Origin of the sequence: Haematospirillum sp. H1815 (assembly GCF_012102705.1) — a bacterium.
Taxonomy (GTDB): Bacteria; Pseudomonadota; Alphaproteobacteria; order Rhodospirillales; family Rhodospirillaceae; genus Haematospirillum.
The window spans coordinates 148,738-165,824 of the sequence record NZ_JAAVTA010000001.1; the positions used below are offsets into that span (position 1 = coordinate 148,738).

18 protein-coding genes are annotated in these 17,087 nt (G+C 53.9%); 11 read left to right on the top strand and 7 right to left on the bottom strand.

What is annotated here, in order from left to right; genetic code table 11:
• Window positions 1-15: 15 nt before the first annotated feature.
• A complete protein-coding gene (gene serA / locus HEQ60_RS00665; RefSeq protein ID WP_168068511.1) occupies window positions 16-1,251 on the bottom strand; it encodes a phosphoglycerate dehydrogenase in 1,236 nt (411 codons plus the stop codon).
• Between the two features lie 195 nt (window positions 1,252-1,446).
• Here serA and HEQ60_RS00670 point away from each other — a divergent pair, with 195 nt between their 5' ends.
• Window positions 1,447-1,920, top strand: a complete 474-nt coding sequence (locus HEQ60_RS00670) for a RidA family protein (protein WP_168069079.1) — start codon at window positions 1,447-1,449, stop codon at window positions 1,918-1,920.
• A gap of 18 nt (window positions 1,921-1,938) precedes the next feature.
• Here the strand turns inward: HEQ60_RS00670 and HEQ60_RS00675 are convergent, their stop codons facing one another.
• Window positions 1,939-2,718, bottom strand: a complete 780-nt coding sequence (locus HEQ60_RS00675) for a hypothetical protein (RefSeq protein WP_168068513.1) — start codon at window positions 2,716-2,718, stop codon at window positions 1,939-1,941.
• A gap of 108 nt (window positions 2,719-2,826) precedes the next feature.
• A complete protein-coding gene (locus HEQ60_RS00680) occupies window positions 2,827-4,056 on the bottom strand; it encodes a glycoside hydrolase family 2 TIM barrel-domain containing protein (RefSeq protein ID WP_168068515.1) in 1,230 nt (409 codons plus the stop codon).
• A gap of 169 nt (window positions 4,057-4,225) precedes the next feature.
• On the opposite strand from HEQ60_RS00680, the gene HEQ60_RS00685 reads away from it, so the two are divergent.
• The 10 genes from HEQ60_RS00685 (at window position 4,226) to HEQ60_RS00730 (ending at window position 13,566) form a co-directional block, all read left to right on the top strand.
• The gene (locus HEQ60_RS00685; RefSeq protein WP_066135294.1) at window positions 4,226-4,663 is read left to right on the top strand and encodes an SUF system Fe-S cluster assembly regulator; all 438 of its coding nucleotides are present in this window, start codon (window positions 4,226-4,228) and stop codon (window positions 4,661-4,663) included.
• Between the two features lie 34 nt (window positions 4,664-4,697).
• Window positions 4,698-6,146, top strand: a complete 1,449-nt coding sequence (gene sufB, locus HEQ60_RS00690) for a Fe-S cluster assembly protein SufB (RefSeq protein ID WP_168068517.1) — start codon at window positions 4,698-4,700, stop codon at window positions 6,144-6,146.
• A gap of 24 nt (window positions 6,147-6,170) precedes the next feature.
• Window positions 6,171-6,926, top strand: a complete 756-nt coding sequence (gene sufC / locus HEQ60_RS00695; RefSeq protein WP_168068519.1) for a Fe-S cluster assembly ATPase SufC — start codon at window positions 6,171-6,173, stop codon at window positions 6,924-6,926.
• A 15-nt stretch (window positions 6,927-6,941) separates the two neighbouring features.
• Window positions 6,942-8,273 carry a Fe-S cluster assembly protein SufD gene (sufD, locus tag HEQ60_RS00700; RefSeq protein ID WP_168068521.1) on the top strand — a complete coding sequence of 444 codons (1,332 nt, stop codon included), beginning with the start codon at window positions 6,942-6,944 and terminating at the stop codon, window positions 8,271-8,273.
• On the top strand, window positions 8,270-9,526 hold the full coding sequence (locus HEQ60_RS00705) for an aminotransferase class V-fold PLP-dependent enzyme (protein WP_168068523.1): 1,257 nt from the start codon (window positions 8,270-8,272) through the stop codon (window positions 9,524-9,526). Before sufD ends, HEQ60_RS00705 begins: the two co-directional genes overlap by 4 nt.
• 28 nt (window positions 9,527-9,554) lie before the next feature.
• Window positions 9,555-9,938, top strand: coding sequence for an SUF system Fe-S cluster assembly protein (locus tag HEQ60_RS00710; RefSeq protein ID WP_168018708.1), 384 nt, complete (start codon window positions 9,555-9,557; stop codon window positions 9,936-9,938).
• A 26-nt stretch (window positions 9,939-9,964) separates the two neighbouring features.
• The gene (locus tag HEQ60_RS00715) at window positions 9,965-10,333 is read left to right on the top strand and encodes a HesB/IscA family protein (RefSeq protein WP_066135302.1); all 369 of its coding nucleotides are present in this window, start codon (window positions 9,965-9,967) and stop codon (window positions 10,331-10,333) included.
• A 243-nt stretch (window positions 10,334-10,576) separates the two neighbouring features.
• Window positions 10,577-11,725, top strand: a complete 1,149-nt coding sequence (locus HEQ60_RS00720; RefSeq protein ID WP_168068525.1) for a Re/Si-specific NAD(P)(+) transhydrogenase subunit alpha — start codon at window positions 10,577-10,579, stop codon at window positions 11,723-11,725.
• A 17-nt stretch (window positions 11,726-11,742) separates the two neighbouring features.
• The gene (locus HEQ60_RS00725) at window positions 11,743-12,153 is read left to right on the top strand and encodes an NAD(P) transhydrogenase subunit alpha (RefSeq protein ID WP_168068527.1); all 411 of its coding nucleotides are present in this window, start codon (window positions 11,743-11,745) and stop codon (window positions 12,151-12,153) included.
• Window positions 12,154-12,168: 15 nt separating this feature from the next.
• Window positions 12,169-13,566, top strand: coding sequence for an NAD(P)(+) transhydrogenase (Re/Si-specific) subunit beta (locus HEQ60_RS00730; RefSeq protein ID WP_168069082.1), 1,398 nt, complete (start codon window positions 12,169-12,171; stop codon window positions 13,564-13,566).
• 59 nt (window positions 13,567-13,625) lie between these two features.
• Here HEQ60_RS00730 and HEQ60_RS00735 read toward each other — a convergent pair whose 3' ends face one another.
• The 4 genes from HEQ60_RS00735 to HEQ60_RS00750 form a co-directional block, all read right to left on the bottom strand.
• Window positions 13,626-14,945 (bottom strand): phenylacetate--CoA ligase family protein, encoded by a 1,320-nt coding sequence (locus tag HEQ60_RS00735; protein ID WP_168068529.1) that lies wholly within the window; start codon window positions 14,943-14,945, stop codon window positions 13,626-13,628.
• A 123-nt stretch (window positions 14,946-15,068) separates the two neighbouring features.
• Window positions 15,069-15,536: a hydroxyphenylacetyl-CoA thioesterase PaaI gene (gene paaI, locus HEQ60_RS00740; protein ID WP_245183677.1), complete on the bottom strand. Its 468-nt coding sequence runs from the start codon at window positions 15,534-15,536 to the stop codon at window positions 15,069-15,071.
• A 244-nt stretch (window positions 15,537-15,780) separates the two neighbouring features.
• A complete protein-coding gene (locus tag HEQ60_RS00745; protein ID WP_168068531.1) occupies window positions 15,781-16,071 on the bottom strand; it encodes a hypothetical protein in 291 nt (96 codons plus the stop codon).
• A 59-nt stretch (window positions 16,072-16,130) separates the two neighbouring features.
• Window positions 16,131-16,931, bottom strand: a complete 801-nt coding sequence (locus tag HEQ60_RS00750) for an undecaprenyl-diphosphate phosphatase (RefSeq protein ID WP_168068533.1) — start codon at window positions 16,929-16,931, stop codon at window positions 16,131-16,133.
• Between the last annotated feature and the right edge of the window lie 156 nt (window positions 16,932-17,087).

The following is a 17,087-nucleotide window of genomic DNA, read 5'->3' on the forward strand; positions in this document are numbered from 1 at the left end:
CCTTTCTTTATTAGGTCATAGCAGGAACCGTGTTCGTATTGTGCCGGGAATTGTTTCCAGCGCCGTCCGGATGACGTCCATGTCTCCTTCCCGGGTGTCGACGTCAACAACAACATAGCCAATATTGGATGATGTTTGTAGATATTGGCCTGTAATATTGACTGTGTGTGCCGAGAGAACCTCGTTGATTTTGGCCAGAACCCCCGGGATATTCTTATGTATATGCATAAAGCGTGATCCACCCTGATGCATGGGGAGCTGCACTTCGGGGAAGTTGACAGCGCCTAAAGTTGAACCGTTATCAGAGTACTTGACCAGCTTTTCTGCAACTTCGGTGCCGATGTTGGCCTGTGCTTCCAGGGTGGAACCTCCGATGTGGGGAGTCAGGATAACATTGTGCAGACCGCGAAGGGGACTGATGAATTCTTCCTTTGAGTCAGCAGGTTCCTGTGGAAACACATCAATGGCCGCGCCGGAAAGATGTTTTTTTCTTAGGGCCTTGGCCAAGGCATCAATGTCTACAACCTGACCCCGGGCCGCATTGATCAGTGCTGCGCCGGGCTTCATCAAGGCCAGCTGTTCCGTGCCAATCATGTTTTTGGTTTCGGGGGTTGATGGAACATGCAGGCTGACAAAATCGGATGCGGCCAGCAATTCATCCAGGCTGATGCACGAGCAGGCATTGCCAAGCGCCAGCTTTTCAACAATGTCATAGAACAGGACCCGCAACCCAATGTTCTCAGCTAGGATAGACAGCTGGGTGCCGATATGGCCATAACCGATGATGCCCAAGGTCTTTCCCCTGACTTCACAGGCCCCGTCTGTGCTTTTTAGCCAGCTTCCGCCGTGGGTGTTCCAGTTCTTTTCCGGGATACGCCGTGCCAGCATGATGATTTCCCCCAGAACCAGCTCGGCAACGGAGCGTGTATTGGAGTAGGGCGCGTTGAAGACCGGTATCCCCATGCTCCGCGCTGCATCCAGATTGACCTGATTGGTTCCGATGCAGAAGCACCCGACGGCAATAAGTTTGTTGGCTGCAGCCAGAACATCAGATGTCAGTTTTGTACGTGAGCGAATGCCGACGATGTGGGCATCGGCGATGGCGTGTTGAAGCTCGGCTCCATCTAGGGCGCCCCCATGACATTCCACCGTTGTATAGCCCTGGGCGGTAAGATGGGTGATGGCACTGCTGTGGATATTCTCCAGAAGCACAATTTTTATTTTGTCTTTCGGAAGAGAGAGCTTGCTCACAGATATCCCCTTGAATCTGGATAGGAACAACAGGCGTGGCGCCGGTTCCCTTTTGGATTGCCGAATACGTGGCCAGGGTTTATCACACACGCACGTCTTTGGGCATCCCCGTATTGTGTGTAGAACGGGAATTTATCGGTAATAATCTTCCTTGGGTGATGTTTGTTCTGTTGCAAGAATTCAGGAGCATGTGTGATGCAAAATGGTCGTATTGATGCGTGTCTGGAGAAGCTTGGGCTTGTTCTGCCCCCCGCTGTGGCCCCCGTTGCCAATTATGTGCCGTGGGTTTTTCTTGGGACGCAGGTCGTGATTTCCGGACAGCTTCCCATGCGTGATGGAAACCTGATGACAACCGGTCTTCTGGGGCGCGAGGTCAGTGTGGAAGATGGTGCCGCTGCAGCACGTCAGTGTGCGCTTAATCTGCTGACGCAGTTGAAGGCAGCGTGTGGTGGTAATCTTGACCGGGTTCAGCGTGTGGTTCGCCTGGGTGGTTTTGTTGCGTGCACACCTGACTTTATCGACCATCCCAAGGTGATCAACGGGGCTTCTGATTTGATGGTCCAAGTATTCGGTGACGCGGGACGTCATGCCCGGGCTGCCGTTGGGTGTCCGTCCCTGCCGCTGGGTGCTGCTGTGGAAGTTGACGGGGTCTTTGAAATCGCCCCCTGATATCCCTCAGGGACTGGTCTAGAACCGGGCGACGGGCATTTCGGTGTTGCTGTTGTTCCGTCGCCCGGCTCCATAATGAGCAAAGAACAGATCCCGGAATCCCCCGTGTTCCTCGTCAAGGAGAGGTTCCCGGCGTGGTGCGAGAAAGAACGATTTGACCTGCTCCATCGCCAAGGGGCTGAGTGAGTCGGGCCGCACAAAAGTGGACATGCGGGGTGCCAGGCATTCGGCGACCTGCTGGCATCCGGCCATTTGTGGTGACAGTGGCAGATGGGTGCGTGAGAGAGCTTCCATCGCCTGTATCAGACTTTCTTCAGTCGATGGGGATGCTTTTCCGTAGGTGCTCTGGTCCATTTCGTTGATGTGATGAACAACTTGCTCCAGAAACTCCGTCATTGTTCTGGCTATGCTTCCACAGCTTGCGGCGGAGGTTTTCAGCGGTGAAAAGACCTTGTTGTCCCACCATTGCGTCAGGGCCGTATGGGCGCGGCAGTGCTGACGCACAACGGATGGATCGGCTATGCCCTTCATCAGGGCTCCGGCCATGTCTTCCTCTTCCATCAGGCAGTGAACAAGCCAATAGATGGTGATGGTATCAACGAAGTAGTGCGTCAGTTTTTCGTTTTCATGGCTGGCTGCATGGGCCCCGCGGGTCAGCAGGATCAGGAACATGCCGTGATGGATGTCACAGTACCAGTGCCCTGTTCTTAAATGGTCCGGCAGAAGAGGAGACTGGACCACGGGAGCAAGGTCTGATTCCTGGAAAATGGTTTGGTCCTGTGCGGTAGCCAGCTGCATGACAGTGTTTCCGTAAGAGAATCGCTCGTATATCGTCATGCCGTTGCCCTGCAGCGTCAATCGCGCGGCGGGGCATTGTGACCAAGTCTATATGTACAAAAATTACCTTCAGTTTGTTTCATGGTCGGAAACCAGGAACGGCAGGTTTGCCGTGTCGGCTTTCCCGTATGGATCCCGTACCGTAATGAAAAGGCGATAAGCCCCCGATGGTGGACTTATAAACGTTAATTGCTTTACGCTATTGTGCCGGACATGCACGGGTATCTGTTCCGGAATCGATTCAATATCTCCACCTTTTTTCAGATCCGTTGATTCCTTTCTTACAATCCATTCCGTGGTAAGTGCATGTCCTTCCGGGTCAATGGCATCAACGTGGGCAATGATATCGTCACCGGAATGGTGTTTATCGGCATTGATACGGGCATGGCGTATTTCCGGGGCCTTGTTCACCACGGCCTGTCCCCAGGACTCAAGCAGGGCGTCGGTCATGGGGGTCAGGCTGCCGTCTTTGAGCAGAAGGCTGTGCCATGTTTCGGTTTGTTCCTGTTTAGTTCCCCACACGAAGGCAAATCCACCGACAAGTTGCGGGCTTTCCTTTATGAAAGCCATTGCATCTTTGAAAAATTTGGCTTTCTGGCTCCCTGTCAGCTCCAGCGGAGCGCCCCACGCCTTCTTGGCTGCGTCCCACTGTCCCAAGGGTCCAAATTCGGTAATGGCAACGGGCTTGTGGATGCCTGCTTTTTGCAAGCGATCCGGAAGTCCGTACAGTCCGTCGCCATAGGTGTTGATGCCAATAATGTCGGCATGTTGGCTATGATCAGCCAAGATTTTCAGATGCTCATCCCCCATGTTGGCTACAATCATGATGGTGGGGTGTTCCGGGTCTATGGCCTTGACCATGGCTGCCGTGTTGTTCACAAGCCGCCATGCGGGTCTGGGATCGCTTTGAAGAAGCTCGACCTCATTGCCAATGCCCCATGCCAGAAGGGCTGGGTGGTTGCGGTATTGGGTTACAAAGTCGCGGATCCGGGCGTTTTGCTCTTCCACAGCTTTTGGGTCGTCAAGATTGAATCCCCGGCGTGGATGCTCAAGCCATACCCCCATCACCACTTTCAGCCCCAGTTTGGCGGCTTCATCCAGAACCCACACATCTTCCTCACCATAAAGGCGAATGATTTTCCCGCCATTCTTGGCAAAGGCTTCCAGATTGCTTTTGTTGCCTGAAAACGCAGCACCAAGCCACGGAGTTCCTTCAAGGGATTGAGCGCAATGAGCTTGAGGGGTCATTGCTGACAGTAGAATAGCTGCAGTCAGAAGTACAATTTTAACGCGCTCCATGGTGCATCATGCCCAACTTATATACGTGTAGCCTTGACCCTATAGGTCTTTTTCTTGTGTCGGCAAGGTAAACTTGCTCTTGAAACAGGACCTTTTTAGTCTTATTAAAGAAGGACCGAAAGGGTACTGTATCTATGGCTGATGGTAGGCAAATGTCAGGGGTGTTTGTATGCTTCGCATTAACAAGTTGACCGACTATGCCGTTGTTTTGTTGGTATACATGGTAAAGGCTGGTGGGCGGCACTCTGCTCAACAGGTTGCCGGCGAGACCGGCATTCCCATGCCGACAGTCGCCAAGATTTTAAAGACCCTGACACGGGAAGGGCTGGTTGTCTCGACCCGGGGTGTGTCTGGTGGCTATGGTCTGGGGCGTGGAGCCGAGCAGATCACGGTTGCCGATATCGTGCAGGCTGTCGAGGGCCCTATCGCCCTGACATCATGTGTAGATGAATCGCCGGATGGATGCGGGATCGGGAACCTGTGTCCGATGAACGGCCATTGGAATCGGGTGAATGGCGCTGTATACCGTGCGCTTTCAGACGTGACCCTAGCCGATATGGCATCAGATCCGCTGCCGTTTGTGCCCCGGACCGTGACCGTGGCCTGAGCAGCGCAAAGTTTCAAAGGGAGCAGGACGGAGCATGGCGGCAACAGACAGCACAGCCAGAACCGTAAAGGAACTGGAACATTACCGATACGGTTTTGAAACCGATATCGAAAGCGATCGGGCTCCCAAAGGCTTGAACGAGGATATCGTCCGGTTCATTTCCGCAAAGAAGGGGGAGCCTGAATGGCTTCTGGAATGGCGCCTGAAGGCCTACCGCTTGTGGCTGACAATGGAGGAGCCGGACTGGGCAAACCTGAATTATCCAACCCCGGATTTCCAGGATGCCTATTATTATGCAGCGCCCCGTCAGAAAGCGGGTCCAGCCAGTCTGGATGAAGTGGACCCAGAGCTTCTGAAGACCTACGAAAAGCTTGGCATTCCCCTGAAAGAGCAGGAAGTCTTGGCCGGTGTTGCCGTTGATGCCGTATTTGACTCGGTATCCGTTGCAACAACCTATAAAAAGCGCCTGGAGGACATGGGTGTTATTTTCTGCTCCATTTCCGAGGCAGTCCAACGGTTCCCGGACTTGGTGCGGCAGTACCTTGGATCTGTTGTGCCGGTGGCTGACAACTTCTATGCCTGCCTGAACTCGGCGGTCTTTACGGATGGCTCTTTTGTGTACATCCCAAAAGGGCTGCGGTGCCCGATGGAGCTGTCGACCTATTTCCGTATTAACGAAAAGAATACCGGGCAGTTTGAGCGGACCCTGATTATCGCTGATGAGGGGGCGTACGTTTCCTATCTGGAGGGCTGTACGGCCCCGCAGCGTGACGAGAACCAGCTGCACGCTGCGGTGGTTGAGCTTGTTATCCTGGATGATGCCGAGATCAAGTATTCCACGGTCCAGAACTGGTACCCCGGTGATGCCGAAGGACGGGGCGGGATCTACAATTTTGTGACCAAGCGTGCAGCCTGTCGCGGGCGGAATGCCAAGGTCATGTGGACCCAGGTTGAAACCGGGTCGGCTGTAACGTGGAAGTACCCCTCCTGCATTCTCCAGGGCGATAATTCGTCAGGGGAGTTTTATTCGGTTGCCATCACCAACAATTTTCAGCAGGCGGATACGGGCACAAAGATGATCCATATTGGCCGTAACACGACGTCCAAGATCATTGCCAAGGGTATTGCTGCAGGCAAGTCGGACCAGACTTATCGTGGACTGGTGCGCATTATGCCCGGTGCAGAAGGGGCGCGGAATTTTACGCAGTGCGACAGTCTTCTGATCGGCGATCAGTGCGGTGCGCATACCATTCCCTATATCGAGAACCGCAATCCATCGGCCCGGACCGAACATGAAGCAACGGCAAGCCGTATCTCCGAGGAGCAAATGTTTTACTGTCTGCAGCGCGGGCTTAATCCGGAAGAAGCGGTTGGTTTGATCGTCAATGGGTTCTGCAAGGAAGTTTTGCAGACCCTGCCGATGGAGTTTGCCGTCGAGGCCCAGAAGCTGGTCTCCATTTCGCTTGAAGGCAGTGTTGGTTGAGCCTGCGACAGAAGGAATAACAAGATGTCACTGATTGAAATTCGTAATCTTCATGCCTCTGTTGACGGGCGAGAAATTCTGAAGGGTGTTGATCTGGTCATTGAGCCGGGCACGGTTCATGCCCTGATGGGGCCCAATGGAACCGGCAAGTCCACCCTGTCCAACATTATTGCCGGGCGTGATGGATACGATGTCACGCAAGGCGAGGTGTTGTTCGATGGTCAGAACATTCTGGAACTTTCGGCAGACGAGCGTGCCCGTGCCGGGGTGTTCCTGTCATTCCAGTATCCGGTGGAAATTCCGGGTGTGGCCATGTCAACCTTTCTCAAGGCTGCGCTGAATGCCTGTCGTAAGGCACGCGGGGAGGCCGAGATTGATCCTGTGGCGTTCCTCAAGCTGGTCAAGGGCAAGGCGCACGAACTGGGTGTCAGCGATGACATGCTCAAGCGCCCTGTCAACGTCGGTTTCTCTGGTGGTGAGAAAAAGCGGGCCGAGATCCTGCAAATGTCGGTGCTTGATCCCCGGTTTGCTATTCTGGATGAAACAGATTCCGGATTGGATATCGATGCACTGAAGATCGTGTCCGAAGGGATCAATGCCCTGCGGGGGAACCAGCGTTCCTTCCTGGTGATCACTCACTATCAACGGCTCCTGCGCTATATCGTGCCTGATGTGGTTCATGTCTTTGTCGGCGGGAAAATCGTTCGTACCGGTGGTCCGGAGCTGGCGGAGGATCTGGAGGCAAATGGCTATGCCGGATATCGTGATGTTGCGGCCTGAACGGAAGGTTCTGTCATGATGAAGAATGCCGCACTGCCTTTGTTCGGGTGTGACCATGACGCGGATGTGCCGGGTCAGGCTGCTTGGCTGTCCGACTTGCGTCGTCTTGGTATGGAGGCTTATGAGAAACAGGGGCTTCCCGGGCGCCGGAGTGAGCGGTGGAAGTACACGCAGGTTCGTGACCTGACCCGTCTTGACTGGGCCTTGATACGGGGCGGGGCTGTTGAGGGCGTGGATTCTGTTATCGCGAATCATGCCCTGGCTCTTGAACAAACCTGGACCGTTGTTCTGGTGAATGGCTGCTACGATGAAGCGCTGACCCGCTCTGTCAATCTTTCGTCAGCATGTGAGCGCCCTGATGGGCTTGACCTGCGTCCCCTGGGGCAGGTTATGGTACAGGAACCGGCCACTCTGGAGGGTCTTCTGGGGCATCTTCTGCCCTATCACGAGCATCCCTTTGCGGCGCTAAATACCAGTGTGCTTGCTGATGGCCTGTTCGTCAGGGTGCCGGACAACGTCGTTATTGATGTGCCTGTTCATGTGGTAGCCATTTACACCGGTGAAGGACAGGCACGCAGCGTGCAGCCCCGTCTTGTGCTGGATCTTGGCCGGAATGCCCGCCTTGTTATAGCAGAGAGCCATGTTTCTGCGGATGAACACCCTGTCTTTGCCAACTGGGTTCGTGAAACACGGATGGCCGAAGGCTCTTCTCTGGATCATGTGGTGCTCCAGAATATGAATGGTGCCAGCACATGGTTTATGGCCGGACAGTCTACCTTGGCTGACTCAGCCTCCCTTGACAGCTTCTCTGTTCTGACTGGAGCACGTCTGTCACGCTCCGATTTGTGTGTTGAGCTTGCAGGCCAAGGTGCCAGTGCCTTGGTCAACGGTGTTTATGCTGTGGGGCATGAGCAGCACGTTGATACAACAACTTTCATGGATCACGCGGTGGCCGGCTGTACCTCGAACCAGGTCTGGAAGGGTGTCCTAGACAGCAATGGGCGTGGTGTCTTTCAAGGGCGTGTCCTTGTTCGCCGTGATGCACAGCAGACCGATGGCCAGCAGTTGCACAAGGCCTTGATGTTGTCGCGTGGCGCCGAAGTGGATACCAAGCCGGAACTGATGATTTACGCTGATGATGTGAAATGCAGCCATGGTGCGGCAGCAGGTGCCCTAGACGAAGAAGCGCTTTTTTATCTGCGTGCCCGGGGTATTCCGGACGATGTGGCGCGTTCACTTCTGATCGAGGGCTTCTTGGACGAAGCCGCTGTAATGGTCCGTAATCCCGCACTGCAGGCAGCCGTTCTGAAGCATATTCATGCGTGGTTGGGGGCACGAGGCCAATGACTGTGGCTGTAACCTCAACAAGTGCAATTGTACGGCCTTTTGATGTCGAGGCCGTCAGGGCTGATTTTCCCATTTTGTCCCGTACCGTACACGGCAAGCCCCTTGCCTATCTGGATACGGGGGCTTCTGCCCAGAAGCCTGCCGTGGTTCTCGATGTCATGCGGCGGGCTTATGAGGAAGAGTATGCCAATGTCCATCGTGGCGCCTATTGGCTGTCCGAACGTTCTACGCTGGCTTATGAAGCCGCGCGGCGCAAGGTTCAGGGGTTTCTGAATGCGGCCTCAGAGCGAGAGATTATCCTGACCCGTGGTGCGACAGAAGCGATCAACTTGGTTGCCAACAGCTATGGTCGTGCCTTTCTAAAGTCCGGAGACGAGATTGTTCTGACCGAGCTGGAACACCACTCCAATATTGTACCGTGGCAGATGCTGCGTGATCAGCTGGGGCTGGTTCTCAAGGTAGCCCCTGTTCGTGACGATGGTTCCTTGGATCTTGATGCCTTTTCGGATCTTCTGACCCCTCGTACCCGTTTGGTTGCTGTTGCCCATGTATCCAATGTGCTGGGGACGGTCCTGCCTGTCCGCGACATATGCAGCCGGGCCCATGCGGTTGGTGCCGTTGTGCTGGTCGATGGATGCCAGGGTGTGGTGCATCAGGGTGTCGACGTTCAGGAGCTTGGCTGCGATTTCTACGTCTTCTCTGCGCATAAGCTATACGGGCCGACCGGTGTCGGGGTTTTGTGGGGGCGGGAGACGCTTCTTGACAGAATGCCGCCATGGATGGGCGGGGGAGACATGATTTCCTCGGTGACGTTCGAGAAAAGTGAGTGGGCATCCCTGCCTGCCAAGTTTGAGGCTGGAACACCGCCCATTGTTCAGGCCATTGGTCTTGGTGCCGCGATTGATTATGTCGCAGGAATAGACAGAGGGGCTGTCCTTGATCACGAAACGGATCTTCTGTCCTTTACGATGGAAGCCCTGTCTGATCTGGGGGGGCTGACTGTCCATGGCACCACGGCAGGAAAAGCCGGTCTTGTGGCTTTTTCGACCACATGGGCTCATCCCCATGATCTGGCAACCGTTCTGGATCGGCAGGGCGTATGCGTGCGGGCAGGGCATCACTGTGCCCAGCCCTTGATGGCGCGCCTTGGTGTTTCATCCACAACGCGGGCCAGTTTTGGACTTTACACAAACCGTGCCGATATTGATGCCTTTATCAAGGCATTGCGGTTGGCACGCGATCTTTTTGAATAGGGCGCCTGCCATGACCATGAGACCGCCTATGTATGCGTATGATCCTCCTCCTCCGGCTGAAGATGGAGAGGCCATCGAGATTGGAACACCTCTGGAGCCTGGAACACCGGTTGCCAGCGAGGACGAGGTTATTGCCGCGTTGAGAACGGTTCACGACCCGGAAATCCCCGTGAATATTTACGATCTGGGTTTGATCTATACCCTTGAGATCGGAGATACCGGAGATACACGGATCGTCATGACATTGACGGCCCCCGCCTGTCCTGTTGCCGGGGAGATGCCCGAGGAGGTTGCTCATGCGGTTGCGCGGGTAGAAGGCGTTGGCCGCGTATCGGTGTCGCTGACATGGGATCCTCCCTGGACTCCCGACCGGATGACCGAAGTGGCCCGTGTTGCCCTGGATATGTTCTGAAGCCTGCTTGTGTGGAGAAACAGACGATGTTTGCTGAACCCGGCAAGAAGGTGCTGCAGCTGACAGATGCTGCTGCGCAGAGGGTGCGGGACCTTGTGGCCCGTTCCGAGAAGCCTATGATCGGTCTGCGGGTTGGGATCAAGACCCGTGGCTGCTCCGGCATGTCTTATGTTGTTGAGTATGCGGAAGAGAAGAAGCCTTTCGAAGAAGTGATCGAGGACAAGGGGGTAACCATTCTGGTGGACCCAATGGCCTTGATGTTTGTTCTTGGCGCCACGATGGATTATCGCGTCGACAAATTTTCATCGGGGTTTGTTTTTGACAATCCCAACGAAACAGGCCGTTGCGGTTGTGGTGAAAGTTTCAGTGTTGATAAATCGGTTGCGACCGATTAGTGCATTTGCTGTTTTGTAGGTTTCGTTTGGCCCAGATCTGCCCCGCAGTCTGGGCTTCTGTTTGTGTTTATTCTTTTTCCTGTTTCAATCACGGTATTCACGGCTATATGTTGGCCGCCGGCTGCGGGTCTGCGCCGGCCTTTCCGGTCCGTGTTTTGACTTCACAAGGCTTCCTGTTTCGGGGCATTGTGATTGCCTTGCGGTGCGCCGTTGCTGGTCTGTTTTTGATGTGAGGAAGAGCTGATGAAAATTGCCATACCGAAGGAGCGGCGTGACGGAGAACTCCGGGTGGCGGCTACTCCGGAAACTGTGAAAAAACTGATCGGCCTTGGATACAGGGTTTCTGTTGAAACGGGCGCTGGGCTTCATTCGTCTGTTGTGGATACCCAGTATGCCGAGGCTGGTGCTGAAGTTGGTGCCGATGCGGCCTCCACGCTTTCTGACGCTGATATTGTCTTGAAGGTCTCGCGCCCGATGATGGCTGGTGATGGATTTGATGAGGTTGCTCTTCTGCCAAGGGGGAGCCGCCTGTTTTGTCATCTGAATGCCCTGTCAGAGCCGGCTTTGGTCAAGGCATTGGCCGAGCGTGACGTTGATGCGTTTGCCATGGAACTAATGCCCCGCATCACACGTGCACAATCGATGGATATTCTGTCATCGCAAAATAACCTGGCTGGCTATCGGGCTGTGATTGACGCTGCGGCTGAATATGGCCGTGCTTTCCCGATGATGATGACGGCGGCAGGTACTGTGGCTCCGGCCCGTGTTCTGGTTTTTGGCGCTGGTGTCGCCGGTCTTCAGGCTGTTGCAACGGCAAAACGGCTTGGGGCAATTGTTCATGCTACCGATGTACGTCCAGCCACGCGTGAGCAGGTTGAGTCCTTGGGTGGCAAGTTTGTTGTCGTTGACGAAGCGATGGAAAAAGAAGCGGAGACAACCGGAGGCTACGCCAAGGAAATGCCGCCGGAATATTTTGAGCGTCAGAAGAAAGTTGTCGGCGATTTCCTGCGCAAGGCTGATATTGCGATTACCACGGCCTTGGTTCCTGGACGCAAGGCGCCTGTTCTCATCTCAGCGGATCAGGTGGGAGACATGAAGCCGGGTTCGGTCATTGTCGATCTGGCGGCGGAGCAGGGGGGGAACTGTGCTCTGACAGTGCCAGGTCAGACTGTTCTTCATAACGGGGTCAAGATTGTTGGCAATCGTGACGTTTCCAGTCGGCTGGCGGGTGATAGTTCTGCCCTTTTCTCGCGCAATCTGTTCAACTTCATTCAGTTTCTGACTGATCGCGATGCGAAGAAACTGGAAATCAATCCGGATGAGGCCCTGGTCAAGGGGACATGTGTCACCCGCAACGGTGCTGTGGTGCACCCGCAGATAACCGCTGTTTGACAAAAGGAAGGGAGACAATGGATACCCAATCTATTCAGGAAGCAGCCAAGGTATTGTCCTCTTCGGCTGCTGATTTAGCTGAAAAAGCATCCCTGCTTGCTGCTCAGGCTTCTTCAGCCGCCCATTCGGCTGCGGCAGGGCAGGGCCATGATTTCTGGTACCTGATGATCATTTTTGTTCTGGCCTGTTTTGTTGGATTTTATGTGGTCTGGTCTGTGACGCCAGCCCTGCATTCTCCTTTAATGGGTGTCACCAATGCCATCAGTTCCGTCATTATCGTTGGGGCGTTGATTGCTGCTGGCCCTCTGGATATGTCCGCGTCGGGTGCTCTGGGATTTTTTGCGGTCATGCTGGCTGCAGTCAATATTTTTGGTGGATTCATCGTGACGCAGAGAATGCTTCAGATGTTCCGTAAAAAGGATAAATAGGGAGCGCCACGCATGATGAATGTGACAGGTTTGACCATGATGGCCTATGGGGTGGCGGCTATCTGTTTTATTTTGGCTTTGCGTGGACTCTCCAGCCCGGTCAGTGCCCGGCAGGGAAATCAGCTGGGCATGGCTGGCATGACGATTGCTGTGCTGACAACGCTGATTTCTCCTGCAGTTCATAGTTATGGATTGATTGTTCTAGCTATTGTCATTGGTGGTGCTGTCGGGACAGTGGTTGCCCTGAAAGTCAAGATGACGGCCTTGCCGCAGTTGGTTGCTGCCTTCCATTCCCTGGTTGGCATGGCAGCCGTTCTGGTTGCCACGGCGGCGCTTCTGTCGCCGGAAAGCTATGGGATAGGTACGGTTGGTCGTATCCAGGCAGGATCACTGATCGAGATGAGCCTGGGGGTTGTGATCGGGGCTATAACGTTTTCCGGTTCTGTTATTGCCTTTGGCAAGCTTCAGGGGCTGATTGCCGGGAAGCCCCTACAGTTTCCGATGCAGCACAAGCTGAACGCTTTGCTGGGCGGAGCGCTTGTTTTGCTGATTATTGTGTTTGCCTTGTCTGAAAGCCACAGCATCTTCTTTCTGCTGATGATCATGGCTTTTGTCTTGGGGTTTTTGTTGATCCTGCCCATTGGTGGGGCTGATATGCCTGTCGTTATCTCCATGCTGAACTCCTACTCTGGCTGGGCTGCCTGTGGTATCGGGTTTACCCTTGGCAATGCCTTGCTGATTATTGCCGGGGCCTTGGTGGGGGCTTCCGGGGCCATTCTGTCCTATATCATGTGCAAGGGCATGAACCGCTCTATCTTCAATGTGATCCTGGGCGGTTTTGGCGGTGAGGCTGCGCAAGGCGCCGCTGCTGGTTCCGGCACAGATCGTGCCGTCAAGGCGGGTTCAGCAGATGATGCGGCGTTCATCATGAAAAATGCTTCCAAGGTTATCATCGTTCCGGGCTATGGAATGGCGGTTGCTCAGGCCCAGCATGCCCTGCGTGAAATGGCTGATGCCTTGAAGGCAGAGGGGGTTGAGGTCAAGTATGCCATTCATCCTGTCGCGGGTCGTATGCCGGGGCATATGAATGTGCTGCTGGCCGAAGCCAATGTCCCCTACGATGAGGTGTTTGAGCTGGAGACCATTAACAATGATTTCCAGACAGCCGATGTTGCCTATGTGATTGGTGCCAACGATGTTACCAATCCGGCGGCGCATACGGATCCATCCAGCCCGATCTATGGCATGCCTATTCTGGATGTGGAGAAAGCGCGGACCGTCCTGTTCGTCAAGCGTTCCATGGCTTCGGGTTATGCCGGGGTCGAGAACGATCTCTTCTTCCGCGATAATACGATGATGCTTTTTGGCGATGCCAAAAAAGTAACAGAAGAGGTTGTCAGCGCGCTGAACTAATGTACGTCATGCATGTATGAAAGAAGAAGGCCGGATATGTGGAGTCCGGCCTTCTTCTTTCAGTGTTGTGTAGGCCTTAGATCAATAATACGCCTTGCCTTCCCGGATGAGCGCTCGATCGTGTTCTCGTGGGCAATTGTAATCTTGGCGGTTACTCCCAGAGTGCGCTTTATGCAATGGGCCAGATCAGTTCTGGCCGCTGTTTCCATATCCTTATCATGAAGGCCAGGGCGTAACTCCGTCTTTATTTCCAGATAATCCTTGTGCCCTTTGTGACGTACAACAAGCTGATAAATAGGGGCTAATCGCGGGTCACACAGAATAATGGCCTCGACTTGCGTGGGGAGCACCTTGACCCCCTGTATTGTGAGTATGGTATCGGAGCGGCCAGCCGTGCGTTCCATACGCCTCAAGCCTCGCCCGGTGCCGGGAAGAAGACGGGTCAGATCATGCGTACGATAGCGTATCAGTGGCATGGCTTCCCGGGTCAGTGTGGTCAGTACCAGTTCACCAAAACTCCCGTCGGGCAAGACGGCCCCCGTATCCGGATCGATGATTTCCGGATAAAAATAGTCTTCCCACATGTGTAGGCTGCCCCTGCTGTCCGGGCTTTCTATCGCTACGCCGGGTCCCATGATTTCCGAGAGGCCGTATATGTCAATGGCCTTCAGGTCGAAACGCTCCTCTATTGCGCAGCGCATTTCTTCTGTCCATGGTTCCGCCCCCAAGATGCCCATTTTCATGGAGCTTTTCCGGGGATTAATGCCTTGCCGCTCCATCTCGTCGGCGATAACAAGCATGTAGCTTGGGGTGGCCATAATAATGTCAGGCTTAAGATCTTGTATGAAGTGTATCTGTCGCCGTGTGTTCCCGCCCGAAGCGGGAATAACCGTGCACCCCAGTGCCTCGGCACCATAGTGTGCTCCCAGACCCCCCGTAAACGGCCCGTAACCAAAAGAAACTTGTACACGCATGCCTTGCTGGACCCCTGCTGTTCTGAGGGACCGTGCCATAAGGCGTGTCCATATTTCCAGATCAGTTCGTGTATATCCGGTGATGGTTGGTGTACCGGTTTGCCCTGATGAGGTGTGCAGGCGAAGAATGCGTTCCATGGGTACGGCAAACAGACCACTCGGATAATGGAGGCGTAGATCGTTTTTAGATATGAAAGGAAAATGCGCCAAATCGGGAAGTGTTTGTAGATCATCAGGGTGTATGGCAGCTTCTTTACAGGCTTTCTGGAAAGGGAGAATCCTGTCCCATGCATTATAGAGTGTGTGACGCAGGCGTTGTAGCTGGAGTGCAGATAATTGCTCGGGATCGGCCCATTCCATCGGATCCAGCAGATAAAGCGGCTTTGATGGATGACAGGTTATCATGGTGTGGCGCTTTCTTTAAGCCGTCTGTGGGCATAATGCTTGGCCTTGGTCTCGCTATGACGGCATCACTAACCACAAGCAGGACTTCAGGGCTGCTTGTGGTTAGCGTGTGTCATGCTCCTATTAGGGTATCTGTTCCGTGACAACGCCGCCTATGCATCGCACGTGTCCCCGAAGAAGAGCAATCACAGCACCGTCACTTCGTCGGGAGACGGTTACATCGACCATGCCGTTCCGTTCCTTTGTCCAGATTTCCTGTCCTTCTGCAATCAACTCGTCACCCAGGTGTCCTGGCGCCGTGTAGGTTATTGTGCACGAATGCGTTACAGCGCGGATATTCCTGGAGTGGCAGGCATGGGCAAGGCATGTGTCAGCCAGCGTAAAGCAAAGGCCCCCGTGCAGGATGCCGTGGCCATTGACCATGTCCTGCCGTACGGTCATGCTCAACCGCGCAGATCCCGGGCTTACGGCCTCAACAACAATGCCAAGCATATGGGATGTATGATCCCGGCTATAGAGTGCGGCGCTTACCGCTTCAGCTATATGCTGAGTATCTTCTTCTGAATTCTTGATCATAATGTCAGATGCCAAGCTCCCTCTTTGCAGTAAGGCAAAGGCAAAAGGGTATGCCCGTCCTTCTACTCTCACAGTACAATGAGGGCTCATTATGCTACGGCTGATCTGTTTTTGCAGGTGCTATTTATTCAGTCTTTATTTTCAAATTGGCACCTAAAATACTCAAATATATGTCTTTGTTTGTAGTGCATATATTTGCATGCCATAACATAATATGGAGCGGGTTGTGGCTTGTTCATAGGCATGAAAGGGTTGTCCCTTAGCGTACCCATCTCAGGCGGAAAACTGCAATCAGGACAAAGGGAAGCAAGCAGGTCAGGAACAAAATCCTGATTGGTTCGATCAAGGGTTTTCCCAAGGCGATATCAATTGCAGCAAGTGTAACTGCGAGAAGACCTGGCAGAAAAAGAGCGTTCCAGCTCTTTGTTTCATGACGCAAGACAAGCAGGGATAGAAGAAAGAGGGCAAACCCCAGCATGATACAGTCTGCTTCTGACGAGAATGGCAGGGTCGAGAACAGATACTGGCGTATAGTTTCGGGTGTGGTCATGACAACTGCAGTCGATCGTATGCTATGCGAAAAAGGTGGTGTTTAACGCGGCATGGTGGCTAAAAGCCAGATTGAAGAGAACCTAAAATAGCTAGGCCAAGAACAATGCGATACCAGGCAAACGGGGAGAAGCCATGCCGGCCAATCAGCGCCAGCGCTGCCCTGATAACGAGTAGAGCTGTAACAAAGGCTGCAGCCGTTGCAATCATGAGCAATTCCAGAGAAGCCATTTCAAGAAGGTTCCAGTTTTTGTAAAGGCTATAGGCCGTGGCGCCCATCATGGTTGGAATAGCAAGGAAGAAAGAAAACTCTGCAGCTATGCGGCGTTCAACACCAACCAGCAAAGCACCCATGATTGTTGCCCCGGAACGAGACACGCCGGGCATCATGGCGATGCACTGGAAGACGCCTATGCGTAGTGCGGTACCAGCTTGCATATTTTCAATGGTCGCAAGAGTTGGTGTAATGCCGCGTCGTTCAATGAGCAGTATGGCTATGCCGCCCGCTACAAGCATACAGGCAATAAGTGTCGGGCTGTCCAGTGCCTGTCTGATCAGAGGGTAAGCCATGGCCCCAACCAGCATGGCAGGTAAGAATGCAATCACCAAATTGCGCACGAAGGCCTGTTCCGCAGCGTTTTGTGTCAAGCCTCGGACAGCCCGCCACAGGCGCGCGCGGTATGCAACGCAGACCGCCATGATGGCCCCGATCTGGATGGCGACCTCGAACGTCTTGCCCGGGGGGGCCGGAAAGCCAAGGACATCTACCAGCAAAACCAGATGCCCGGTTGATGAAATGGGCAGAAATTCTGTCAGGCCCTCAACAATACCAAGAAGGGCCGCCAGGACTAGAATGTCCATGGGGTGCATGATCTCCCGAGAGTCAACGAATCGTGCCCCATGATGATATCTGTGTTTTTCGTATGCAAGCATATACGGGCCGAAGATTGAACAAATCAGGCCTTTCTGTTACACCCCACAGACCTGTATCGAATCGGGTACTGGTGTTAATTGTTT